This is a genomic window from Polyangium sp. 6x1 (assembly GCF_029946515.1).
Classification (GTDB): Bacteria; Myxococcota_A; Polyangia; order Polyangiales; family Polyangiaceae; genus Polyangium.
Window position 1 is genome coordinate 41,214 of record NZ_JARZHH010000055.1, and the last position, 24,748, is coordinate 65,961.

Here is a 24,748-nt window from a genome sequence, read left to right on the forward strand (position 1 = left end):
TGCCGCGCGCGGAGGAACCGTGAGGACTTGGACGTGCCTCGCCCGAGCTCGCTTCAACGCGGGGGCAGACCATGACATCGGCGGAAGCGCTGGTCGCGCGGGGCGTTCCCGCATATAGGAAGGGGATGTCCCGCAGCCGAGGTGCCAAGGCGAGAGCCTCGTCGCGCCTGCTGTGCACGCTCGTCGCCTTGCTCCTCCTGCTCGTCTCGACGCCCGTCACGGCGCAGACACGAGGATCCGGAAGCGGAATTCGCATCCAGGTGCGAGGCGGCGCGCAGATCAGCGCAGCCGCAACGGTCGAGCCGTCCGGCACGATCGTCCGAGGCGAGCTCCTCGACGACGCAGGCGCCGCCGTGGCCGGCGCGACGCTCACCCTCCGCGCGATCACGGACGGAGGTGCCGCCGTCAACCTGCCGACGCCCTCGACGTGCGACGCGACGGCGCGAAGGTCGCGCCGCTCCGTTCGCCTGATCGGCACGGACGCCTACGAGGTGCAGACCGACGATCGCGGAGCGTTCTGCGTGCGCGCCGGCGCGCCGATCGGTCAGGCGTCGATCAAGCTCCGCTTCGATGGCGACGAGCTGCGCGATCCTGCCGAGAGCGTGGTTCGCCTCGACGCGGCCGACGCGCCGCTCGCGCGCACGATCCTCCGATTCGAACCCGCGCCCGACGTGATCGATCTGGATCGCGAGAACGTCCTGCTCACCGGATCGCTGCGCGTCGATCGCAGCGGCTCATCGCGATCCAGCGTCGCGCGGCGCGAGGGGCTTTCGATCCGACTCGAGGACGAGCGTGGCGAGCGCATCGCCGAGGGGCAGACGGGCGGCGACGGGCGTGTGCGCTTCGAGATCCCGAGCGCGTCGTTCCCCGGTCCCGGATCGGGCGAGCTGCGCCTGCGCTTCGATGGAACGCCGACGCTCGCGAAGGCGACGACCACGCAGCCGATCGTGAGGCGCGCCGAGGTGCGTCTCGCGCTCGCGCACCCCGTCGACGCAGGCGATCCCGAGGACGGCGTCGGCGTCGACGTGGATGTGACGACGTCGCGAGGCCCGGTGACAGGCGGCGTGGTCGAGGCGCTGCGCGGCAGCGAGAGCGTAGGCGCGGGCGCGGTGCAGGAAGGCAAGGCGCACGTCATCGCTTCGTTCGCGCTCGAGCGCGCGGGCGTCGTGCCGTTGACGCTGCGGTACGTGCCCGCCGCGCCCTTCTACAAGGCCGGGGCGAACCTCCAGGTCGACGTGCACGTCAAGGGGCCTGGCATCGCGCGGCAGATCTTGATCGCGATCGTGGTACTCGCGGTGACCGCGTGGATCGTCTTCGGTTGGCGGCGCGCACCCATGCCCCCGAAGAAGGACGAGGACGACGAAGCGCATCCCGTGCCCTCGGGACGCGCGGGCGTCGAGGTCGTGCGAGCGTCGGCCGGACAGGGTGGTTATCGTGGCTCGGTGCTCGACGCGCACGAGGGAACCCCGATCGCAGGCGCGCGGCTCGCCGTGGTGGCGCCCGCGTTCCAGGGCGATGGCGTCGTCGCGCGCGCGATCGCCGACGAACGTGGAACCTTCATGCTGGATGTGCCCTATCGCAGCGATGCGCGCCTCGTGATCGAAGCGGACGAGCACAGCCGGTACGAGCAGGCGCTCCCCCAGCCGGGCGTGTTGCGCGTTGCCCTGATCACGCGCCGCCGCACGCTGCTCGAGCGGCTCGTGAAGTGGGCGCGCCGCACCGGAGCGCCTTTCGACATGCAACCCGAGCCGACCCCCGGACACGTACGGCGGGCGGCTTTCCGCGCGAACAACGCGGAAATCGAGTCCTGGGCGCGAGCCCTCGAGCAAGCCGCCTACGGCCCCTCCGTCGTCGACGAGGGGGTCGAGGTCTCGCTCCTCAACGACGAACCCCGGGGCGGCCGAAAGCCCGCGGCATGACGTGAACCGCCCCCCGAACTCCTACCCGTACGCTCCTTTGCCCTCGCGCGCCGAGCACACACGTTGACGTACGGGTACCGTCCCATATAGTCGCGAACCAGTTCGCGGACCGCTGGAGAACGCACATCGTGGACCCCCTCTACATCGCTATCGGTCTCGTGGTCGTGGCGCTGGCCGTCTACTTCCTGTTCATCAGGAAGCCGGAAGCGCCCAAGAAGCTCGAGACGCCGCCGGAGCCGAAGAAGCTCGCGGAGAAAAAGGCGCCCGAGCGTGAAGAGTCGGTGAAGGCCGCGGGGAAACCCGCGAAGGAGGAGCCGAAGCAGGCTGCTCCCGTGAAGGCCAAGCCGGCCGAAGAGGCCAAGGAGGCCAAGAAGAAGGAGGAGAAGCCGGTCGCCGAGCCTGCGCCGGCCGCCGTGGAGAAGCAGCCCGAGCCCGCGACCGTCGCGAAGCAGCCCGAGGCCAAGCAGCCCGAGGCCGCGCCCGTGCAAGCTCCCACGCCGGTGGCCGAGCCTGCGCCGAAGCCCGCGGAGGCGGAGGCGATCAAGCGCGTGGCGATCGCGACGCGCGAGCTTCCCGCGCCGTCGGCTCCGCGCAAGAAGGATGTCGAGGGGCTGCGCCGCGGCCTCACGAAGGCGCGCGAGACCGAGGGCTTCTTCGGTCGCTTGAAGGCGCTCTTCGTCGGTCGCAGCGAGGTCGATCCCGGGCTCGTCGATCAGATCGAGGAGGTGCTTCTCACCTCCGACGTCGGCGTGAAGACGACCGAGTCGCTGCTCGAAGAGATCCGCGCGGGCATCAAGGACAAGAAGCTCGTCAAGGACGAGCAGGTCTGGGATGCCTTGCGTCGCCGTGCGCGTGAGCTCCTCGGTGGGAGCGGCGGTGGCATCAAGTTCCCCGCGCGTCCCACGGTCGTGATGTTCGTGGGCGTCAACGGCGCGGGCAAGACGACGACGATCGGCAAGCTCGCGACCAAGCTCAAGGCCGAGGGCAGGACCGTCGTGCTCGCCGCGGGCGACACGTTCCGCGCGGCCGCGGTGCAGCAGCTCGTCGTGTGGGGCAAGCGCGTCGGCTGCGAGGTCGTGAGCGGCAAGGATGGCGCGAACCCGGGCGCGGTCATCTACGACGCGATCCAGAAGGCCGCGGAGATCGGCGCCGACGTCGTGCTCGCCGACACGGCGGGTCGCTTGCACACGAAGACGAACCTGATGGACGAGCTCAAGAAGGTCGCGCGCACGATCGACAAGGCGCTGCCCGGAGCTCCGCACGAGACGCTCCTCGTGCTCGACGCGACGAACGGGCAGAACGCGCTGCAGCAGGCTGCGATGTTCAAGGAGGCGCTGCCGCTCTCGGGCATCGTACTGACGAAGCTCGACGGCACGGCGAAGGGCGGCGTCGTGCTCGGCATCTGCGCGGAGCACGCGCTCCCGGTGCGTTACATCGGCATCGGCGAGCGTCCCGACGAGCTGCGTGACTTCAACGGCGAAGAGTTTGTCGAAGCGCTGCTCGGTCAAGCAGACGAGTCAACGGACGCGGCGGCGTGAACCTCTGCGCCGAGCACGAACTGGGCGCGACGGGGTCCCGACCGAAATCGGAGACGGGGCCACGTCGCGCACGTTTCGGACGGACGGCGCAAAGATCATGGATATCGTTTGATTTTCTCGCTCGTACGCGAGCCTTTCGTGGTGGGATGGGCGTGGATCGTGTCGCTGCGCGAGCAGTCGGGACGGTCCTGCCCGGTCCCGATCCGAGTGAGAAACGGATTTTGGTTGTTGATTCCCAGATTTTACGCGTGATATAGTCCGTCCCGCTTGTCGGTAGACCGTTTTTTTGAATGAAGTCGCGCAGTTAGACTAGACGGACGGACCGGACCGATCGATGCTCACGTCGCACGGACTGCGGAAGGGATGGCGATGAACCAGGTTCGCGTGGGGCTCCTCGTGGCGGCTGCGCTGCTGGCCATGCCGTTGACGGCGGCAGCGCAACCGAAGAAGGATCAACCGAAGGAGATCAACCTCGACGAGGAGGGTGGCGAGAAGCCTGCTGAAGCCCCTACCGAGGGCGAGGGCGCCGGCACCGGTGAGGGTGAGGGCGAGACTCCTGGCGGCGAGGGCGAAGGCCTCGGGGACATCTGCAAGATCGACCCGTCGGCGTGCCCGAGCATCAACATGGATGAGGCCGCGAAGCGGGACATCAACGCTGAGATGTACGCGGTGCAGCAGATCTACGCGCTGCGCCGGTTCCGCTTCGAGATCACGCCCTACTTCGGGATCACGATGAACGATCAGTTCGTCGCGCACCCCGCGCCCGGGCTCGGTCTCAACTTCTACATCACGAACGTGCTCGCGGTCGGAGTCAACGGCAACTTCTACGCTGCCCTGAACTCCCCCTCGAACTTCAACTTCCAGACGAGCCGCGCGGCGCGCGTCGGTATTCCGATCACGGAGTACGCCTGGAACGCGAACGCGAACTTCTCGTACGTGCCTGCGTACGGCAAGTTCGCCGGGTTCGGCGACTTCATCTTCCACTACGACTTCTACGTGCTCGGCGGCGTGGGTGCGATCGCTACGCGCCCGATCGCCGTCGTCGATCCCGACAACCGCACGTTCGAGTTCAAGCCTCGGCTGTCGTTCCACGTCGGTGGCGGGCTCCGCATCTTCTTCAACCGCTGGTTCGCGGTCGTGGCGGAGCTCAGCGACTACATCTTCTTCGACGAGCTCGAGAACCCGGGCATCGCGTCGGGCCTCGTCAACGGCAAGCCGAGGGCACAGGATCCGACGACCTGGACCGCGCCCGAGACGAGCTTCACCAACAACGTCCAGGCGCAGGTCGGGTTTTCGGTCTTCCTGCCGTTCAGCTGGGAGTACCGGCTGCCCAAGTGAGCCGAGGGGCGGTGTGGCGTGCAAGGAACATCCGGGACGATTCAGCCAAGTACGGGGACATGCATGATGCGTCGATTCGTGAATAGCCTTTGCGCGTCTCGCCTGCTCCGCAGGGGCATGCTCGCGGCGCTCACGGGATGTGCAGCGCTCGCCATGAGCGCAGGCGCCGAAGCGCAGGAGATTCAGCTCACGGGTCCCCTCGCGGGGGCCCCGGCCGTGCGCAAGTTGCGCCTGCATCGCGCCGGCCGCTTCGAAATAACGCCGAGCGCCTCCTTCACCCTGCTCGACGAGTACCAGCGCACGATCATGCCCGGTCTGCGCCTGATGTACCACCCGACCGACTGGCTCGGGTTCGGCGTCTGGGGCAGCTACGGCCTCCAGACGACGACGTCGCTCACCGACGAGCTGCAGTCGAAGGCGATCGACGAGCGGAACTGCCCCGCGGACTCGAACACGGCGACCGATACGGCCTGCAAGCTGACGGCCGTCAACCTGACCCGCGGCAACCTCGCCGAGGATCAGCTCGGTCGCATGCAGTGGGTCGCGGCGCCGCAGATCACGGTCGTTCCGTTCCGCGGCAAGCTCGCGCTGTTCGCGTCGCTCTTCGTCGACACCGACATCAGCTTCTTCGTCGGTCCGGCCGTCATCGGCGTGCAAGAGCGCGCGCCCTGCGGCAAGGACAATGACGGCAACGCGCTCGCCGACCGCCCCTGCGCGGCGCAGAGCTCGTTCGAGCTCGAGAGCCGCATCGCCATCGCGCCCACGTTCGGCGTCGGTTGGAACTTCTACCCGACGTCGTTCTTCGGCTTCGGCGCGGAGTGGAGGGCGCTTCCCTTCGCGTGGAACACGTCCGGCTTCGACAACGCAGGCTCGGGCAACGACGAGGCCTTCCCGGACACCGCGGTCAACAACAAGGACCGTCAGTTCCGCATGAACAGCATGGTCTCCGTCAACCTGATGTTCTCCCTTCCGATGAAGGTGAAGAACAGCGACTGACGAAGACGAAGCCGGCTGCACCGCAGCCGACGACACGCCCCGCGATGCGAGCGGCCGAGACGGAGACGAAGAGCTCCGCGACGCCCCGAGCATCACGGGGCGTTTCGCTTTCGAAGCCCCGGTGGCAGGGGCAGCGCGCTCGTCAACGGGGCCTTGCACTTGCTTTGTCCCTGGCGAGGGCCTATGCGAAGCCTGCTCCAGCCCCACCCCTGCCGGGCCGGAGCGCGAGGTAGAGGTGGGCATTTTCGACTTCCTCCGTAGCAAGGGCGCGAAGAGCGCGCCTCCGTCGGGCAACGCGCCCGCCGTCGACAAGAAGATCGCTGGGCCGGCCAAGGTCGTCGCGGACAAACGCGCCCAGACCTACGACCGCCTGGAGGCGATCCAGGCACTCGTCGACATGAAGACGCCGGAGGCGGCCTCCGCGCTCCTCAAGCGCTTCAACTTCACGATCGATCCTTCGATCACGGACGCCGAAGAGAAAGACCTCGCGTTCCGGGGCATCGTCGCCGGAGGCAAGGACGTCGTCCCCGCGGTCATCGAGTTCTGCACGAAGGCCGAGGCGCTGACCTGGCCGCTCAAGGTGCTCGATGCCGTGCTCGACGACGACGCGTATCGCGAGGAGCTGCTCGATCTGCTCGAGGGCTTCGACACCGAGTACGCGCGCAACGTCGAGCCGAAGCTCCAGATCATCCTGGCGCTCGAAGAAGTCGTGCACGAGGACGTGCGAACGGCGGTGGAGCGCTTCTTCGAGGATGCCAACGAGACCGTGCGGTTCCACGCGGTGCAAACGACGTTCGCTCAGGCGATGCCCGAGAGCGTCAAGCCGCTCATCGACATGCTCGTGAACGAAGAGTCGGTCCGCGTGAAAAACAAGGTCGCCGAGGGCCTGCTCGTTCGCGGGTGGGCGATCCCCGAGGATCGCCGGGATGCCGTCGCCGACGCACTCGGCGACACCGGCGGCTACACGGTCGGCGAAGGTGGCAAGATCGTGAAGCGCTCGCTCCGCTTCGGCTGATCCGAACGCGTAGCGGATTGCGCGCCTCCCCGGCGCGATCGAGCACAAGAGTCTCCCCTCGTCCGTGTTGACAGCGCGGGCCACGCTGAAAGAGGATCCCGGCTGCCCCGACTCGTTCGGGGTGTGTCGACCGCCTCGCGGCAGCCGCGCGTGATACGCGCACGCTCCCCGGCACCACTCGACGGAAAGCGAGCATCCCAGGCGTGAGGGGACATCGATCGACGCGCCTTTTGCGCGTGATTGCATCCGGGCTCGCCGCTCTTGCCACGGCGACGACCGCGCATCCGCGTGATGCATCCGCCCTCGACTTCGAGGTGCAGAGCGACACGGCCGCGCAGGCGTACCAGGTCGCGAGCCCGTGGGGCGACACGATCCTCGATCGGCGTCGCCTCATGCAGTCGTTGTCACTCGGCGTGTACAACCTGCAGGGCGATCACCGACCCGGGAAAGCCGACTTCTCGGTCGTCTTGCGGGTTCGCCTCGACGCCGACTTCGGCATCAACGGCCACCTCGGCGACGCCGATCGCGGCGGCGAGACGAGCTATCAGACCGAGGCGGGGCCCGGCGTGCGCTTCGTGCCGGGCCTGCAGCAGGCGCCGGTCGATCTCATGTACGCGTACGTCGAGGGCCGGAACCTCGCGAACGGCTGGATCGGCTTCCGCGCGGGCCGGCAGTACGTCGTCGACTCGCTCGGTTGGTGGTCGTTCGACGGCGCGCTCGCGCGCGTGACGACGCCGTACTTCGTGCAAGCCGAGCTCTACGGCGGGCTCGAGCAGCGCGGCGGGCTACCGCTGTCGACATCGCGCTACGAGCGACCAGGCGTTTGGCGTGGCAACCACGCGGGCTTCGGCACCGCGGGCGATCAGCCGAGCGTGACGGACTACCCTTCGTACCAGTACACGCAGCCAGCGCCCGCGTTCGGCGTCGCGCTCGAGAGCAACGGGCCGAGCTGGATCCACGGGCGGCTCTCGTATCGACGCGTCTACAACACGGGCACGTCGGTGACGCAGCAGTTCCCCGATCCGACGGGCGGCTATCGCACGGCGAAGGGTCTGCGCGTGTCGCAGGATCGGCTCGGGTACGCGATCGATCTCAACAAGAGCGACCTCGGCGCGATCAAGGGCGGCGTCACGTACGACTTCTACAACCAGATCGTCGGCTCGTATTACGGCGGCGTCGAGGCGTACCTGGGCAAACGCGCGACCGTCGGCGCGGACATCGACTACTTCGTGCCGACGTTCGACGCGGACTCGATCTTCAACTGGTTCACGAAGAGCCCCATCACGACGGCAACCGCGCGTGTCTGGGTCGCACCCACGCAGCGGCTCGATTTCTCGGCCTACGGCGGCGTGCGGATCTGGATGGCCGACGGTGATCCCGAGACGTTCGGCACCGAGCAGTGCAAGGCCTCGGGGCTCTGCAGTGGCGATCAAGAGATCGATCCGGCGAACTCGAAGACGTTCACGCGCGATCCCGACAACCGCGAGATCTCGACGACGATCGACGCGCTCGCGAACGTGTCGGGTCGGTACCGCTTCAGCACGGCCGAGGTGGGGCTGCGCGGCATGGTGCAAGCCGGCGCGCGCGGGCACACCGGAGGCGCCGATCTCTCGGGCGAGAAGCGCTTCGACGGCGGGCGTTATCGCCTGGGTGGGCGCGTCTCCGTCTACGACTGGAACGACCCGCTGCGGCCCGATCGCGGCGCGACGTCGTTTGGGTATGTGCTCGGCGCAGGCGTGCGGCCCGTGCAACAAGCCGACTTTCGGATCGAGTGGGAGCACGACATGAACCGGCTCGTCGGGCAGCGCTTCCGCATCGTGGCGCTCGTCAACTTGAGGCTCGGCGGATGATGATGAACGCCTCCAAGCGAAGCGCAGAGAGCGCGCACAAGACGCGCAGGTCGAGCGGCGGACCGCTGCCGGGATGGCTCGCCTTCGTGGCGTGCTTGTCGGCCCTCGTGCTCGGACTCGTGGGCCCCGACGCCTCCGCGCAGGCGGCCGACGACGCGCCCCCCGCGGAGTCCGCCGCGCCGCCCGCGCCGCCCCCGGGTGGCTACAAGAGCGGGCTCTATCCGATGCCGAACGACGCGGAGACGCCGCTCGCGTTCATGCCTCCGGGCAGCGCGGCGAGCCCCGTGCCGAGCGAAGAGATCTACCCGCCGCAGACGATCACGATCCGCTTCAACCACAAGAAGCACACGAAGGATCTCAAGCAGACCTGCAAGTCGTGCCACGCGGCCGCGTTCACGAGCGACAAGGTCGCCGATCGGCTCATGCCGAAGGCCGAGCAGTGCGACGCCTGTCACGACGTCGATCACTCGGACCTGAACGCCGTCAAGGCGGGCACGGACGCGAACGGGCAGTGCGTCTTCTGCCACATCGGCGACAAGGCAGGCGACAAGGGCGCCGTCGCGCCGATGGTGCTGCCGAACGCGAACCTCGTGTTCACGCACAAGAAGCACCTCGACCGGAACATCCAGTGCGGCCAGTGCCACGGGCAGGTGGGCGAGCTCGAGCTCGCGACGCGTGATCAGCTACCGCGCATGGCCGGCTGCTTCACGTGCCACAACATGAGCGGCGCGGCGCAGGGTCAGGCGAAGGGCGCGTGCACGACGTGCCACACGGCCCGCAACGACGGCCGCATGATCACGAGCTTCACGACGGGCAACCTCGTGCCGCCGCAGTGGATGCACAACGCCGCGCACACGCCCGACTTCATCGAGCGGCACAAGAGCGTCGCGGCGAACGACAGCGCCTTCTGCGGGAGCTGCCACACGACGAACGAGTGCACGGACTGCCACGACGGCCGCGTCCGTCCCCGCAAGGTCCACCCGAACGACTGGCTCTCGATCCACGCGCAGTCCGCTCGTCAGGACAACCCGCGCTGCGCGAGCTGCCATCAGGCCCAGACGTTCTGCGCGGACTGCCACCGCCGCGTCGGCGTGGCGCGCGACACCGGCAGCGGCAACCGCCTCACGGGCCGCCGCTTCCATCCGCCCGCCGCAGAGTTCACGACGGCGCCGCGCGGGCCGAACCATCACGCGTGGGAGGCGATGCGGAACCTGAACGCCTGCGTGTCTTGTCACACGGAGCGTGACTGCGCGACGTGCCACGCGACGAAGGGCCTCTCCGGCGGGCACGGCGTGAACCCGCACCCGCTCGGCTTCCGTGACAAGTGCAGCGCGGCCTTCGCGAGAAACCCGCGTCCGTGCCTCGTGTGTCACCAGTCGAACGACCCGTTCGTGAGGGCGTGCCAATGAGCGCCCAACATCGGTCGCGGACGACGCCGGAGGCCAGGGCGCAGGCGGACGGAGCCGCGCTCCCGAAACATCCGACATATTCCTTGCACACCCCTTCTGGCGACGGGTATAGCGAAGAGCGACGGTGCGCTTCCTCCCCCGCGGCGGGCGCGCGCGTCCTCAAGGAGAACGGGTGTGAAGGAGCTGATCAAGTACCTGCTCGACAATCTTTACCTCGACTTCCAGGGCGAAATCACGCTGGAGACGGTGCGGGGCTTCCTCCGGGAGGACGACGGCCGGGAAGCGCGGCAGTTGCTCGCGAAGCTCATCGAGGAGAAGGGGGTCGAGGACCTGCTGATCACCCTGGCCGACTGTTTGAAGGAGCACATTCAGAGCGGCATCAACGAAAGGGTGGTCCGCGAGCAGCTCTCGACCTACGCCGAGAGCTGATCCTTCCGACAGGCCACTCCTTCGCCCCGCGCGCCCTCTGCGCCGCCTTTCTCGCCGCATCCCTGCCCCTCGTCGGTTGTGACGTCGGCAGCCCCGAGCGCGAGGCCATCGATACCCCCCCCGTCCACCTGGTCGAAGTCGAGCTGTCCGGCCTCGACGCCGGCGGTCAGCCGACGACGCTGACGCTGACGCCGAGCGCGCCCGCGCCGGTCGATGGAAGCGTCGCGCTCTCGACGACGAGCGTGCGCGTCACGTTCGATCGGTTCCTCATGCCGGGAGAGGCGATCCGGCAAGCGATCTGCCTGCAGCCGAGCTCCGATCCGGTGCCGACGTTGCAGGAGTGCAAGCTGCCGGTGTTCCTGGAGCCGAGCTACGACCCGGTGCATCGGCGCATCACGTTCCGGCTGCCGGCGATGGCGGCGCTCGTGCCAGACACCAAGTACTGGCTGACGGTGCTCGCGCCGACGGAGGCGTCGCCGTTCGGCGTGCGCGCGTTCGACGGCGCGCCGCTCGCGGCGAACGTGGTCCTGCAGTTCACGACGGCCGCGATGGATCCCGCGGGCGGGCCCGTGGATCCGTCGCTCGACGATGCGGCGCGGCGCGCGGCGTCCGAGGAGCTCTTCTGCACGGCGAGCGCGTGCGTGGCGTCGTGCGCGGTGGACGATCAGCTCTGCATCGACAAATGCCCCGTCTCGAAGAGCCTCGTGATCGGCTGCGGCGGCTGCCACGGGCCGCTCGAGATCGGCGCGGCTGCGATGGGGCTCGATCTGTCGGGCGTGGAGCGGATCCCGGCGATGATCGGGCGCGTCGCGAACCAGACGCAGACAGGCGAGCAGGCCGACGAGCCAGAGCTCAAGCCGCGCCGCTTCGGACGGGCGATGCCGCACGTCGACCCGGGCAACGCGGGGAACAGCTACCTGCTCTACAAGATGCTGGCGAGCCCGATCTACGCGCGGATGGACGCCGCAAAGGGGCTCGCTCCGGGCGAGATCGACAGGCTGCGCGCGTCGGTCGTGGTGGGCTTGCCGATGCCCCCGTACGACCTCTACGCAGCCCCGCAGTCGAGCCTGGAAGCGCTCAGCGCGTGGATCGTGACGGGCGCCGAGACGCCGGCCTGCCCCTGAAGCGTCCGCAGTCGGCGTGGTAGGTTCACGCCATGCCTCACGAGATGCTTTCGCGTGACGCGCTCGCTTGCGCGCTTGTCTTTCTCTCGCTCGGGATCGCGGGGTGCGGCGAAGAAGCGCCGCCGCCAGGGCCAACGGGTCCGCAGCGAACCGAGGTGCTGACGCCCGACGCACCTCCGTTGCCCGGGGAGACGGAGTGCCGCGTGGTGAAGACGACGAACATCCCCATCGCGTCGGCGAGCCACCTGGCGGTCTGCACGGACGTCTCGTACGAGACGAACCCACCGAGCGGAGGTGATCACTGGGGCCAGTGGGCGGCGTTCAAGAAGTACACGACGCCCGTGCCGCGCGAGATGTACGTGCACGACATGGAGCACGGCGCGGTGGTGCTCTCGTATCGCTGCGAGGATGCGTGCCCAGAGGTCGTGGCGGCGCTGGAAAAAGTGTTCGACGAGGCCGCGGCGGATCCGCTGTGCCTGTCGGTGGGAGCCACGCCAAAGGCGCGGCTCGTGCTGACGCCGGACGCGGATCTCGATACGCCGATCGCCGCGGCCGCGTGGGGCGCGACGTACACGGCGACGTGCATCGACACGGCGTCGCTCGCGGCGTTCGTGGCAGAGGCGTACGGCAAGGGGCCCGAGGCGATCTGCTACGACGGCGTCGACATCGAGATGTCCCCGGTGACTTGCTCCGGGAGCTGAGCGCCCGTTCGCGGCCCCGCCCTGCCCTCCCCTGCCCCCGCGGCGCTTCGAGGCGGATGCTCGGGGGCACGCCACCAGCGTTGACACTTCGAGGCAGAGGTCGAACACTCGATTCCCGATGAACGAGCACGGATCGTCATCGGAGTTGACGGAGCGAAGCTTCGAGTTCCTCGCCCCGGCCGGCAGCGGCGGCGCCGGCGAGGTGTGGAGGGCGCGCGCGCGGCACGACGGGACCCTCGTGGCGCTGAAGATCGCGCGCGACACGGCGGCGCGCGAGGCGATCGCGCGAGAAGCGAGGCACGCGATCCTCGCGCTCTCGCCACGCCTGCCCGAGCTCGTGGACGTCGGGTGGTTCGTGCGCGATGGCGACATCGCGCGCGCGATCGAGGCGGGCGACGATCGAGGCGGCGAGCGCTTCGCGTTCGTGGCGCTGCGCTGGGTCGAGGGCGCGACGCTGCGGGAGCGGGCGCGCGAGGCGGGCGTGGATCGAACGACGCTCGCGCTCGCGGTGGCGCGCGACGCAGGCGAGGCGCTGTCGGATCTGCACGAGGTCGGTCTCGCGCACGGCGACATCAAGCCGGAAAACGTGCTGCTCGGCTGGGGCGGACGCGCGCACGTGATCGATCTCGGGCTCGCGTGCCCGGTCTACACGGCGCGGATCGAAGGAGGAACGCCGCGTTATCTGGCGCGTGGAGATTCCGATCTCGGAGACGCGCGCGCGCGGGATCTCGTGGCGCTCGGAGCGCTGCTCGCGGAGCTCGTGGACGATGCGGTGGCGGCGTCCGAGCATCCGATCGAGGCCGCACGCGCAGCGCGCCTCCCCGAGCCGATCGCGCTGCTCTGCGCGGCGCTGCTCTCGCCGAGCCCGGGCGCGCGTCCGCCTGCGTCGTGGGTCGCCGAGACGGCGCGGGCCGCGCTCGCCGCGCGCGATGCAGGATCGGGTCGCGAGCGCGAAGAGCGCGGAGAGCGCGACGCGCGGCGCGTGCGTGCGGCCTATCTGTCAGCGCGGCGCGACGAGCTCGCGACGCGCGCATCCGCAGGCGCGGGCACGGCGCCGTGGCTCGGTGACGCGCTGGCCTGGGCGCGCCGCGCGCGATCCCTCGCCGACGCGGAGACGTCGTCGACCGAGGACACGGGCGCGGGCGAGATCGGTCCTCTCGGCCCGGAGGGGATCGCGCGGTGGATGACGTCGCTCGTCGGGAGCCCGGCGACGGCGTGGCCGACGGGTCCGCTCGGGAAGATCGGAGAAGCGTCGATCGCCGCGGCGCTCGTGGATCTCGCGCGGAAGCTGCCGCCCGCGGCCTGGACGTTCGCGGACGTGGAAGGCGCCGCGCTCGGACGAACGCCCACGACGACGACGCTCGAGCGTCCGACGTCGGCGCCGTTCGACATCGAGGAGGTGGCGCGGCTGTCGATCGCGATCGCCGCGGTGCCGCCGGATCCCATGGCGATCGAGCGCGTGGAGCGTGGGGAGAACGCGCCAGCGTCGCTGCTCGTGGCGGCCGCGGACGCGTTGCGGTTGTCGGGCGAGCTCGGGCGCGCCAGGAGCCTCGCGCTGCGAGCGCGGGAGCGTCGCGCGAAAGGGGCGGACGCGCTGGCAGCGGAGATCTTGCGACGCGCAGGGGAGCTCGGCGCGGCGCGCGAGATCGCGGCGGAGGCGGATCGACGGGGCGAGGACCCCGACGGGAAAGCACGCGCGATCCAGGCGCGGATCGCGTTCGACGAAAGGCGCTACGAGGAGGCCGAGGCGCTCGTGCAAGGCGCGACGATCGTGCCCGCGTACGAGGTCGCTGCGCTCGTCGCGGCGACGAGGGGCGATACGGAGCGCGCGCTCGCCGCGATCACGCGCGGCGAGGCGATCGCACGTCGCGCCGAGGAGCACGCGCGGATCGCGGCGCTGCGCGGATACGTGGAGCACGGGGGTGATCCGGCGCGCACGCGGAGCGCGTTCGCCGCGGCGGTCGAGCATGCGACACGGGCCGGAGCCGTCGTCGAGGAGGCGACGTACCGGACGGGCGAGGCGGCGGCCGCGGTGGATCTCGGGGATCTCGGCGGCGCGATCAAGACGGCGAGGCGCGCGGCCTTGCTCTGGGAGCACCTCGGCAGGCCGGCGCTCGCGGCCCGCGCGCTCCTCGCGCGCGCGGCGGCACACGCGACGGCGGGCGTGGCGCACGAGGCGGAACGTGTCGCGCGGGAGGCGATCGCGCGCGCGCGGGAAGGTCGCGACACGCGGGCGGAGGCGTACGCGCTCTGGGCCATCGCGGACGTGTCGCCGCGCGGCGCAGCCGAAGGGCGGCGCGCCGCCGAGCAAGCCCGCGCGCTGCTCGCGGACGCGGGCGGGGACGACAAGCTCCGCGCCTCCGCGCGGCTCTTGCGGCACGCGGAAGCGGCGATCGATCTGGAGACGTGCTTCGAGATCGATCGGCTCGCGGACACGCCGAGCCTCACCGCGGGCGCGCGGCTCGACTGGTGGCGCGCGCGCGCCGAGGTGCTGCTCGCAGCTTCGGGCGAGCTCGAAGCGCGCACCGCCGAGCACGTGCTCGGCGCGATCGTGGCGCTCTCGGATGCACGCGCGCCCGTCTGGGCGCGAGGCCCCTCGATCGCAGCGGGGTACGCGCTCGCGGCGCGGCTCGGCCGGGGCGACGTCGCCGTCCGGCTCCTCTCGTCCCTCGGCGATGCCGCGCGGGACCTGCTCTCGCGCGCCTCGCCGGAGCTCGCGCCGTCGATCCGCGCGCTGCCGTGGGTCGCGCAGGCCGCGGCTGCCCCGCAGGAAGGCATGCGCGCGGAGCAGGCGCGGGAGCTCGAGCAGCTCATCGTCTCCCTGAGTGATCGCGAGCGTCTGCGCTCGCTGCTCGATCGCGTGGTCGACGCGCTCGTGCTGTGGACGGGCGTCGAGCGAGGCTTGCTCCTCCTACGCGCGCCGGACGGTCGGCTCGTCGCGCGCGCGGCGCGGAACCTCGCGCGGGCCGATCTGCGCGACGAGCAGCTCTCGCTCTCACAGACGCTCGCGCGGCGCGCGCTCGCGGCGCTCGAGCCCGTCGTCGCCGTGGACGCGGCGGGCGAGCTGCCCGCGGTGCACGTCAGCGTGCATGCGCTCAAGCTGCGGAGCGTGCTCGTCGTGCCGCTCGTCGCGCGCGGCGAGGCGCTCGGCGTGGTCTACCTCGATGATCGCGTGCGGCGTGGCGCGTTCGGCCCACGCGAGCTCGCGTGGACACGCACGGTGGCGACGCTCGCGGCGCTGGCGATCGCGGACGCGCGGGATCAGGCGCTCCTCCGGCGAGCCGCGCGCAAGGCGAGACGGGCGAGCGCGGCGCTCGAGGAGACGCTGGCGAAGCGGGAGGCTGCGCTCGACGTGGCCGAGCGCGAGCTCAACCGGACCCGCGGCACGCGCGAGACGCGCTTCGAGTACGACTCCATCATCGGCGACAGCGAGCCCGTCCGCGCGATGCTGCGGCTCGTGGATCGCGTCACGATCGCCGACGTCCCGGTCCTCATCCACGGCGAATCGGGCAGCGGCAAGGAGCTCGTCGCGCGCGCGATCCACGACAACGGCCCGCGCGCGGGCCGCCCGTTCGTGGGCGAGAACTGCGGCGCGATCCCGGAGGGCCTGCTCGAGTCGACGCTCTTCGGCCACGTCCGCGGCGCGTTCACGGGCGCCGACAGGCCACGCTCCGGGCTCTTCGAAGCGGCCGATCGCGGCACGTTGTTCCTCGACGAGATCGGCGAGATGAGCCTCGGCATGCAGGCGAAGCTCCTGCGCGTCCTCCAGGACGGCATGGTGCGACCGCTCGGCACCGAGCGCGCGCGCAAGGTCGACGTGCGGATCGTCGCGGCGACCCACCGCGACCTCGACGCCATGGTCCGCGCGCGCACGTTCCGCGAGGATCTCTACTACCGCCTCAACATCATCACGATCCGCATCCCGCCGCTCCGCGAGCGCGCGAGCGACGTCCCGCTGCTCGTGAAACACCTGCTCGCCAAGTACGACCGCTCCGAGGTGCGCGTCACGCGCGCGGCGATGGATCGGCTCATGGCGTTCCCCTGGCCCGGCAACATCCGCCAGCTCGAGAACGAGGTCCGCCGCGCGCTCTTGCTCTGCGACGGCGTCATCGAGCGCGAGCACCTCTCGCCCGACATCGCGAACGTCGCGCCGCCCGTGCCCGCGGATCTCGGCTTGCGTGTCCGCCCGCGCGTCGACGCCCTCGAAGCGCAGCTCGTGCGCGAGGCGCTCGAACGCACGAAGGGCAACCAGACCCAGGCCGCGAAGCTCCTCGGCCTCTCGCGCTTCGGCCTGCAGAAGATGATGAAGCGGCTCGCGGTCGTCTATTGATTCAGCGGCCCAAGACGAGCCGCGCGTCCCGCACGATCGCCTCGATCCCCGCGTCGTCCGCGTCGTAAAAGCCGCGGATCTTGCCCTCGCCGTCGACGAGCACGAGGCGCTCGCCGTGGAAGATCTCGAGGATGCCCTCGCCCGTCTCCTTCTTGCCCATCGCGATCTTGAAGCCGCGCAGGACCACGGTCTCCACCTCGCCGAGCGGCCCCGTGAGGAACGTCCAGCGCGTGTCGTCCGCGCCGTACTTGCGCCCGTACGCGGCCAGCACCTCGGGCGTGTCGTTCTCCGGATCGACCGAGAACGTCACGAGGTGGAGCTTGTCTCCAAGATCCTCCGTGCGCTTCTGCACCTCGACCATGCGCTTCGTGAGGCGCGGGCAGACGCTCGGGCAGCTCGTGAACACGAAGTCGGCGATGTACGGCTTGCCGCGCAGATCGGCCGCGCCGAAGGGCTTTCCGTGATGATCGGTGAGCGTGTACGCGGGCAGCTCCAGCACCGGCTTCGGCGCCGACGGGCGCAGCGTGAGCACGATCCGCGTGACCAGCAAAAGCGCGAACACGATCCCGAAGACGATCCACGGAAGCCGCTTCGCGCGCGCCGGCGGCGCCGCGGGTCGAGCTCCTTGCGAGGGAGCGGCCCCCGCGTCCATTCCGCCCTCGTTCTTGGCTTCCACGCGCGACGTCACGACGAGCGTGGTGTAGGCGGCGCCTCGCGCACGGTCAAGGCGCGTGCCCTGCGGGCGCGAGCATCGGCGCGAGGTGGTAGAGCATGAGATACACGACGATGCCCGTGACCGAGACGTACGCCCAGATCGGGAACGTGATCTTCGCGAGCTTCCTGTGCGCCTCGAAGCGCCCCTGACGACCGAGCCGGAGCGTCACGATCGCGAGCGGCAGCGCCGCCATCGCGAGCAGCGTGTGGGTCGAGAGGATCACGAGGTAGATCGTGCGGACGAGCCCGACGTCGGGGAACCGATGCGTCCCCGTGAGCGCGAAGCGCGCCACGTAGCTCACGAGGAAGACGCCCGAGGCGATGAACGCGCCCTGCATCCGCCGTCGATGCACCTCGATCTTGCGCTGCTTGATCGCGATGAAGCCCGCGAAGAGCAGCGTCGCGCTCGTCGCGTTGAGCAGCGCGTTCAGCGGCGCGAGCAGTCGACCGATGCTTTCGGCGCTCATGCGTTGGTGCTCAGGCGCCGATGAGCAGCGCGGCTTGCAGGAGCATCAGGTACACGATGGAGATGGCGAAGAGCCTGTGCGCCCAGCGTGTCCCGAGCACCGTGGGGCGGAGGCCCCACACGCCGAAACCGAGGAAGCCGAGGCCGAGCAGCGCGGCCGACGCGAGGTAGATCGGCCCGGCGACGCCGAGCGGGACGAGCAGGAGCGAGACCAGAACGAGCGCGACGAGGTACCCGACGATCTGGTTGCGCGTGTGGCGATCTCCGCGCTCGATCGGGAGGACCTTGAGGCCCGCGCGATGGTAGTCGCGGCTGCGGAACATGGAGATGGCCAGGAAATGCGGCACCTGCCAGAGGAACAGGATGCCGAAGAGCGCCGCGCCGGGGCCGTCGATGCGATCGGTCACCGTCGTCCAGCCGAGCAGCGGCGGGATCGCCCCTGGCACCGAGCCGATGAGCAGCGCCAGCGTCGTCTTCCGCTTCAGCGGCGTGTAGATGAGCACGTACGAGAACAACGCGAACGCCCCGAGCAGCGTCGTCGTCATGTTCACCGCGAGCCCGAACAGCACGAGCGAGAGCGCGGAGATCGCGAGGCCAAACCAGAGCGCGAGCTTCGGCGAGATCCGACCCGCTGGCAGCGGGCGGTTCTTCGTCCGGGCCATGAGCCCGTCCGTGTCGCGCTCCAGGTACATGTTGAGCGCGTTCGCGCCGCCGACGACGAGCACCGTCGCGAGCAGCGAGAGCATGACGACCACCGGCGACACGCCCGGCAGGCCTTGCTCCCCCACGTAACGGTTCGCGACCCACGCCCCACCGAGCATCGTCGCGACCACGATCACCGTGACGCGAGGCTTCGTCAGCGCGACGAGATCTCGCGCCACGGCCATGCACGAACGCTCGTGTTGGTCGTGCCCGGAATCACGCTGGTTCACGTGCACGTCGCCGAGCGGCTCCGCGGGGATCGTCATGCGCGGACCTCGATAGCAGATGCGGCACCCGGGGGCACGCGCGCGGGACCAGGAAACACGGCAGGAGGAGCAGCGACCATACAGGACGACGTCATGCAGCGAGGAGCGCCGAGCGCAGTGGCGCGGCGCGCGGGAGGAAAGCCCAGCAAGATCGTGGGGTCAACCCGCGTTCGAGACAACGGGGTCGGTCCTCCGAACCAGACGAGCCGAAGCGTGGTTCCACGGCACGCACCCCTACCAAAGCCCCTGGAGCTCGCCCTGGTTCTCGGGGGGCTCCGGCTCGGTGCCGTCGAACGAGAAGGCGACCTCGAGCGTCTGCCCATCGGTCACCGTCACCTCCTGCGTCTTCAAGCCGTAGCGGGCGTGAAACGCCTCCAGCCGATATTTGCCGGCCGGTACGCGATCGATGCGAAACGCTCCATCCGCGCCGCTCACCGCAAAGAACGGATGATCGGTGACCACGACGAAGCTCCGCATCCACGGGTGGATGTCGCATCCAAACCGTACGATGCCGGAGGGAGGCAAGCGCTTCGCGATCGGAGGTGATCCCATCGCGGTCGCCTCGTTGAAGACCGTCTCGGCGCCGAGGTACGTGTGCACGTTGTGCAGCGTCCGGTCGCTGTTCTTCACGACGACCTCCTGCCCGCTGAGGACGCCCTGGATCCGCGGCACGTACATGCAGTCGAGCTGATCCACGGTCGCGGCCGGCGGCACCTCGTAGCGACCGTCGAAGCTCTTCGGCGCGATGCGGACGAGCACGTCCTTCAGCTTGCCCCCCTGGACGATCACGGCGTCGCTCGCGAGCTGTTTGTCCTTGCAGACGTCGGTCGCCTGCGCGCGCTTCGCGGGCACCTTCATCTCGGGCGGCTGCCCCGTGAAGCGCACCTCGCCGCGCAGCGTCGCCCGGCCGAGCTTGCCCGCCGGCGCCGCGCTCGCCGCCGCGGACGCCGCGGGTGAAGGCGAGCTCCCCGCCTCCTTCTGGCAGCCCGCCGTGAAGGCGAGCAGCGCCACGACCGGAGGAACGATCCAGGCTGTTCGATGTGACGTCATGGTCGCCGTGCGCCGTCGGAGGGCCCGATCGAGCGCTCCCCGCGTCCTAGTGAACGCCTCGCGGCACGTCAACGGCCGGGCGCCGGTTCTTCCCGCTGGTTTCGCAAGAAAGCCCGCGACCTCAGCTCGGCCGCGCGCCCTTCGCCTCGCCGCTCTCCCCGGGGCCTTCCTCCACGGTCGACTCCGCCCGCGAGATCGCGGCCCAAAGCCCCCGATGATCTCGCGACGCGAGCACGGTCGCGAGCGACGCGAGCACCAGCGCGAGCGCGCAGAGCGGCACGTCCGGCGCACCTCGCGCCACGAGCAGGAGCGCGATCGCCCCCGAGAGCGCCGGCGTCAGCGTGCGCGTCGAGAGCGCCGCGATCGCGATCGCAGGCGCCGCGAAGGCGACGAACGTCGCGAGCACAGGCGAAACCAAAGGCTCGGGCCGCATGACGAGGTGTTTCGCCGCGCGCGCGAGCAGAAGGTTCACCGCGGCCGCCTCGTCCGACGTACCCGCGAGCGCTTGCCGCGTGGCGAAGAGCGCGACCGCGAGCGCCGCCAGCGTCGCCGGGCTCGTGAGCTTTTTCCCGCGCGACGCGACGACCCCCACCGCCACGGCCATCGCCGCGCCGTCGAGCAAAAGCCCCGCTGTCGACACGCCGCGCGCGATCCGCGCGAGCGACTCGGACGCGACGCCGTCCCGCATCACGATCAGCACCGACGCGACCCGCGCGAGCCCGCCGAGGCCGAGCAGCCCCAGCATCACCGCCGTCGCCCGCGCGAACGGCGTCCGCATCGTGTCCCAGGCCGCGAGCAGCGCGAGCGCGCACGCGACGCCCCCGACGAGCACGAGCGAATCCGCCGGCACGCGCGACACCGCCGAGAGGAGCGTCACGATCACGGCGAGCCCGCTCGCGAAGACAGCGCCGAACCGGACGACCGCCGGCAGACCTGCGCGAAGCGCGGAGAGGCCGAGCCCGAGCGTTCCCACGATCGCGAGGATCAGGAAGAACTGCGACATCGCCGCGCCTGCGAGCTCGATGAGATCGCCCGTCCTGCCGAGCCCGACCACCAGGCCTCGCACGGAGGGCCCGAGCGCGCGCCCGAGCAGCATCGCGAGGACCGCGACGACCGCGAGCGGCCGGACGAACATGAGCACGTCGAAGCCCGGCGGCAGAACGGAAGGCGCGGGCGGGGCGGATCGGGGCGCCTCGGGCGATCGGGGAGCTTCGGGCGCTTCGGTGCTTTCGCCTTCCGTGCTCATCGACGTGGGGCTTGTCGCAAGCGGAGGCTCCCTGCAAGGCGCAGGCTCACGCGTCGCTCCAGTCGCGTGGGTGGACCGTGTCGTCGAAGAACGCCGAGGCCGCGGAGGCGTCGATCAGGTCCTGCATGCGGTGCCCGCCGAACTCCTCGAAGATCCGGTCGTCGTACTCGTCGGCGATGACCGTCATGTCCCGCAGCGCCGCGAGGATTTCGTCCGGATCGAGCGTCTCGCCGCCGAGCAGCGTGTGCACGAGGACCACGCACGCGCCCTGCGCGACGTAGCCGAAGGCCCCGAACCGGAGGCGCGCGTTCATGCGCAGGAGCTTCATCGCGAGGTCGGGCGTCATCTCGACCCCGCGGACGAGCTGCGCCACGAACCGCACGACGGCGCGGTCCGGCTCCCACGGGAGGATCTGGATGTAGATGTAAGCCGTCCCCTGTCGGACCACGTAGAACCGCGGCTCGACACGGACGAAAGCCGGCGAGTCCGCCAGCGTTTGCTCTATCCGCGCGATGCTCACGCGAGCGGCGGATGCAGCGTCCTTGGACATCGCGGGCGATGCTACCAGCTTCGGGGCGGGCCGTCTCGCGTTGTCCTAGACAAACCCGTGTCCCTGAGAACGTCGAGGTGTTTTCACAGGCGCAGCAGCCTGTGGCAGCACCCTCAGCGAGTCGGGACAGGCAGCAAAGGCGGTGGGCCGCGTCGCTCGTCGGAAGGCGTCAGCGTCGGCGCGCGCGGCGGACCGACCGGCGAGACCCCGCCGCCGCCGCTCTTCGGCTCGGGCAGGATGTACGGATACGCGTTCCGCGTGCTGCACGCGTCCACCGGATCGCGGTGGAACTCCCAGTGCAGGTAGACCTTGCCGTCGTGCGAGACGATCGCGTCGGGCGCCTTTCCGAACGGCGACGCGCGATTCATCGAGTTCAGCGCGACGATGTCGAAGGCCGTCATCCCGCTCGCCTTCGTCACGCCCATCCGCACGATCTTCCCCTCGTCCTTGCTCAGCACGATCTCGAGGTGCGTGACGAGGTTCTTGTTGAACGTGTGCTCCTGCGGAAGGTTGTCGAGCGACGCGAGGAACTCCTCGGCGAAGATCGGGTGCAGGCGGTTGTGGATCGTGTTCAGGTACGTCGCGAACGCGGATTGCGCGGCGTTCAGCGCCGTCTGGTTGCCGACCTTCACCGTCGGCTCGTAGTTCTCGATCGCCGCCTTGTACTTGCCGAAGTTGTTCTTCTCCCACTTGCCGCGGTGCGCGCTGCGTCGCGCCGCGCCGTCGGCCGCGCGCTCGGCTTCGAGTTTTTCTCGACCGACCGAGGCCTCGAAGCCCGCGTGCGAGAGGTTCAGGTTCGGCCCGCCCGCGATCCCCGGCGCGCCGAGGCCCACGGAGCCGACCTTCACCGGGCTCTGGTAAGGCGCGGGTTGCCGCTTCTTTCCGGCCTTGCGGCTCCTGCCGTCGCCGCCGGGGTTCGCCGGATCCATCGTGAACCCGCCGGCGCCCACGCCCGCGACGACCTCGGGTGAAGCGGGGCCCGCGCCACCGGGGCTCGGCGGCGGACCTGCGGGCGTCTTCGGCGCGTTCGCGCCTCCGCCGGTCGTCCCGCCGGGCGCCATCGGAGGCGGCGAGGCCTTCGCGATCGCGGCCGCGGGCGGCGCGGGTTTGGCCGTGTGGTGATGCTCGGCGCTCTCGCTCCGATCCTTCGACTCGCCCGGCGCCTTGTCCGATCCGGCTTTTTCCTCGCTCTCGGCGACCTTCTCGTGGTCGTCGTTCCCCTCGCCCGAGGTCGCGGGCTTCTTCATCGCGCCCGCGTTCGTCTCGGCGTGATCCTGATCATGCGAGCGGAGACGCGCGACCGTCTCTTCCTTCACGGTGTTCGCCTGATCCGCGATGCGACTCGCCGTGGGGTTGTCTTGCTGGTTCGGCTCGACGTGCTGGCGCACGGCGATGCGACGATCCGGTTCGATCGGCTTCGGCGGCTCCTGCTTCGCGACGTCCTCCGGCGGAGGCGGCGGAGGCGGAGGCGGCGGCGGCGGAGGCGGCGGCGGCGGAATCGCCGGCAGAGGCGGCGGCGGGACCACCTTCGGCTCCTCCTTGGGCTTGGGAGGTTCGACCTTGGGCGGCTCGACCTTCGGCTCTTCCTTCTTCGGCGGCGGAGGCGGCTTGATCTTGGGCGGCAACGGCTGCTCCGGCACGGCGTCCGGATCCGGCTTCTCGTCGTCCTTGGTGTCGTCGGCCTTGTCCTCGGGCGGCTCGGCCTCTTCGGGCGAAGGTGTCGCGGGCGCATCCACGAGGATCTCGAACTGCGTGTCCTGGGGACGCAGCCCCTCGCGCACGGCGCTGACGAGACCCCGGATCTGGGCGCGATCCTCGACGACCTGCGCGACTTGCTCTGCGCCGTTGCCGCCCGCGATGTGCGCGAGGATGGCCGCAGAGACCCAGAGCAGCAGGGGGATGTGGGCTTCGCGCGACATGCCGGTTCGTAAGGCTCCCGGGGCGGAAGGGGCAGATCGTGGGGACGAACCCAGCACCCACCCATTCGACGTGGCCGGGACGTTTCACCCGGCGAACGACGAGTTACCCAGCGACGAAGTCCTGAGCGAGGGCTCACGACAGCCGCCGTTGAAAAGCGAAACTAGCATCCGTGTCCCAGCCCAGCAACGACCGGGATGGCCGAAACGAGCCGTTCCGGGCGGGATCTTCGGCGGAGAACGGGCGGCGTTCGTGAGCCTCGGCGCAGAGCATGGGCGGAAACCAGCGAGGAACGTCGGCCGCCCGCCCGTCTTCAGACCTTCGTGATCGCCTCCCAGTGATCGGCGATCTCCTGCGCCGTCCACGCGGCGCCCTCGTCTTTGAACTTTCCCGCGCTTTGCACGACCTTGTAGGCGAAGACCTGCGAGCCCGTGACGGCGAGGACGTGCCCCGTCCGATCCGCGCAGAGGTCGGAGCCCAGGAAGAGCGCCGCGGGCGCAATGTGCTCCGGCGTGAGCGACTCCATGCCGGCCTGGAACATCGGGAGATCCTCGGTCATGCGCGTCTTCGCCACGGGCGCGAGCGCGTTCACCGTGATGCGGTGCTTTTGCAGCTCGATCGCCGCGGTGCGCGTAAAACCGTAAATGCCGGCCTTCGCGGCTGCGTAGTTCGACTGCCCGAAGTTGCCGACCATGCCCGAGACGCTCGTCGTGTTGACGATCCGCCCGCCGCCGCCCTGCGCGATCATCTGCTTCGCGACGGCCTGCGTGACGAGGAACGTGCCCCGCAGGTGCACGGCGATCACGCTGTCCCACTGATCCTCGTCGAGCTTGAGCAGCGTCTTGTCCCGCAGGATGCCCGCGTTGTTGACGAGGACGTCGATGCGGCCGAACGCGTCGACCGCGCTCTTGACGATGCCCGCCGCGCCCTCGGCCGTCGCGACGGTGTCGAAGTTCGCGACCGCGACGCCGCCTGCGGCCGTGATCTCGTCCACGACCTTTCGCGCCATGGCGTCACTTCCGCCGGTTCCGTCGCGCGCGCCGCCGACGTCGTTGACGACCACCTTCGCGCCCTCCCGGGCGAAGAGCAGCGCCTCGGCGCGGCCGATTCCGCCGCCCGCGCCCGTGATGATTGCCACCTTGCCGTCGAGCAGACCCATCCTCGTTGCCTCCTTCTCTTCGCGCGAAC

At 70.0% G+C, this 24,748-nt stretch carries 19 protein-coding genes; 11 read left to right on the forward strand and 8 right to left on the reverse strand.

Features of this window, described 5'->3' with window-relative positions:
- The first annotated feature begins 125 nt into the window (after window positions 1-125).
- The 11 genes from QHF85_RS36400 to QHF85_RS36450 all read left to right on the forward strand — a co-directional run bounded on the left by QHF85_RS36400 (window position 126) and on the right by QHF85_RS36450 (window position 16,649).
- Window positions 126-1,919 (forward strand): carboxypeptidase regulatory-like domain-containing protein, encoded by a 1,794-nt coding sequence (locus QHF85_RS36400; protein WP_281332007.1) that lies wholly within the window; start codon window positions 126-128, stop codon window positions 1,917-1,919.
- 128 nt (window positions 1,920-2,047) lie between these two features.
- Window positions 2,048-3,457: a signal recognition particle-docking protein FtsY gene (gene ftsY, locus QHF85_RS36405; protein ID WP_281332008.1), complete on the forward strand. Its 1,410-nt coding sequence runs from the start codon at window positions 2,048-2,050 to the stop codon at window positions 3,455-3,457.
- A 369-nt stretch (window positions 3,458-3,826) separates the two neighbouring features.
- Complete coding sequence (locus QHF85_RS36410; RefSeq protein ID WP_281332009.1) at window positions 3,827-4,795, forward strand: outer membrane beta-barrel domain-containing protein; 969 nt, start codon at window positions 3,827-3,829, stop codon at window positions 4,793-4,795.
- A 63-nt stretch (window positions 4,796-4,858) separates the two neighbouring features.
- A complete protein-coding gene (locus QHF85_RS36415; RefSeq protein ID WP_281332010.1) occupies window positions 4,859-5,791 on the forward strand; it encodes a hypothetical protein in 933 nt (310 codons plus the stop codon).
- A 235-nt stretch (window positions 5,792-6,026) separates the two neighbouring features.
- Window positions 6,027-6,806 (forward strand): HEAT repeat domain-containing protein, encoded by a 780-nt coding sequence (locus tag QHF85_RS36420; RefSeq protein ID WP_281332011.1) that lies wholly within the window; start codon window positions 6,027-6,029, stop codon window positions 6,804-6,806.
- 203 nt (window positions 6,807-7,009) lie between these two features.
- Window positions 7,010-8,656, forward strand: a complete 1,647-nt coding sequence (locus QHF85_RS36425; RefSeq protein ID WP_281332012.1) for a hypothetical protein — start codon at window positions 7,010-7,012, stop codon at window positions 8,654-8,656.
- On the forward strand, window positions 8,653-10,065 hold the full coding sequence (locus QHF85_RS36430) for a cytochrome c3 family protein (RefSeq protein WP_281332013.1): 1,413 nt from the start codon (window positions 8,653-8,655) through the stop codon (window positions 10,063-10,065). Before QHF85_RS36425 ends, QHF85_RS36430 begins: the two co-directional genes overlap by 4 nt.
- A gap of 174 nt (window positions 10,066-10,239) precedes the next feature.
- Window positions 10,240-10,494 (forward strand): hypothetical protein, encoded by a 255-nt coding sequence (locus QHF85_RS36435; RefSeq protein ID WP_281332014.1) that lies wholly within the window; start codon window positions 10,240-10,242, stop codon window positions 10,492-10,494.
- 269 nt (window positions 10,495-10,763) lie between these two features.
- Entirely contained in the window at window positions 10,764-11,618 is an 855-nt protein-coding gene (locus QHF85_RS36440; RefSeq protein WP_281332015.1) for a hypothetical protein, read from the forward strand.
- A gap of 32 nt (window positions 11,619-11,650) precedes the next feature.
- A complete protein-coding gene (locus QHF85_RS36445) occupies window positions 11,651-12,319 on the forward strand; it encodes a DUF3105 domain-containing protein (RefSeq protein ID WP_281332016.1) in 669 nt (222 codons plus the stop codon).
- 118 nt (window positions 12,320-12,437) lie between these two features.
- Entirely contained in the window at window positions 12,438-16,649 is a 4,212-nt protein-coding gene (locus QHF85_RS36450) for a sigma 54-interacting transcriptional regulator (RefSeq protein ID WP_281332017.1), read from the forward strand.
- A 1-nt stretch (window position 16,650) separates the two neighbouring features.
- Here the strand turns inward: QHF85_RS36450 and QHF85_RS36455 are convergent, their stop codons facing one another.
- The 8 genes from QHF85_RS36455 to QHF85_RS36490 all read right to left on the reverse strand — a co-directional run bounded on the left by QHF85_RS36455 (window position 16,651) and on the right by QHF85_RS36490 (window position 24,719).
- Complete coding sequence (locus tag QHF85_RS36455) at window positions 16,651-17,337, reverse strand: SCO family protein (protein ID WP_281332018.1); 687 nt, start codon at window positions 17,335-17,337, stop codon at window positions 16,651-16,653.
- A gap of 34 nt (window positions 17,338-17,371) precedes the next feature.
- Window positions 17,372-17,830, reverse strand: a complete 459-nt coding sequence (locus QHF85_RS36460; protein WP_281332019.1) for a DUF420 domain-containing protein — start codon at window positions 17,828-17,830, stop codon at window positions 17,372-17,374.
- A gap of 10 nt (window positions 17,831-17,840) precedes the next feature.
- Entirely contained in the window at window positions 17,841-18,716 is an 876-nt protein-coding gene (gene cyoE / locus QHF85_RS36465; protein WP_348652788.1) for a heme o synthase, read from the reverse strand.
- 315 nt (window positions 18,717-19,031) lie between these two features.
- Window positions 19,032-19,847 carry a carboxypeptidase regulatory-like domain-containing protein gene (locus tag QHF85_RS36470; protein WP_281332021.1) on the reverse strand — a complete coding sequence of 272 codons (816 nt, stop codon included), beginning with the start codon at window positions 19,845-19,847 and terminating at the stop codon, window positions 19,032-19,034.
- A gap of 121 nt (window positions 19,848-19,968) precedes the next feature.
- A complete protein-coding gene (locus QHF85_RS36475) occupies window positions 19,969-21,093 on the reverse strand; it encodes a hypothetical protein (protein ID WP_281332022.1) in 1,125 nt (374 codons plus the stop codon).
- A gap of 46 nt (window positions 21,094-21,139) precedes the next feature.
- Window positions 21,140-21,643, reverse strand: coding sequence for a YbjN domain-containing protein (locus tag QHF85_RS36480; RefSeq protein ID WP_281332023.1), 504 nt, complete (start codon window positions 21,641-21,643; stop codon window positions 21,140-21,142).
- A gap of 113 nt (window positions 21,644-21,756) precedes the next feature.
- Window positions 21,757-23,562, reverse strand: a complete 1,806-nt coding sequence (locus tag QHF85_RS36485; protein WP_281332024.1) for a hypothetical protein — start codon at window positions 23,560-23,562, stop codon at window positions 21,757-21,759.
- A 311-nt stretch (window positions 23,563-23,873) separates the two neighbouring features.
- Window positions 23,874-24,719, reverse strand: coding sequence for an SDR family NAD(P)-dependent oxidoreductase (locus QHF85_RS36490; protein ID WP_281332025.1), 846 nt, complete (start codon window positions 24,717-24,719; stop codon window positions 23,874-23,876).
- Window positions 24,720-24,748: the final 29 nt, after the last annotated feature.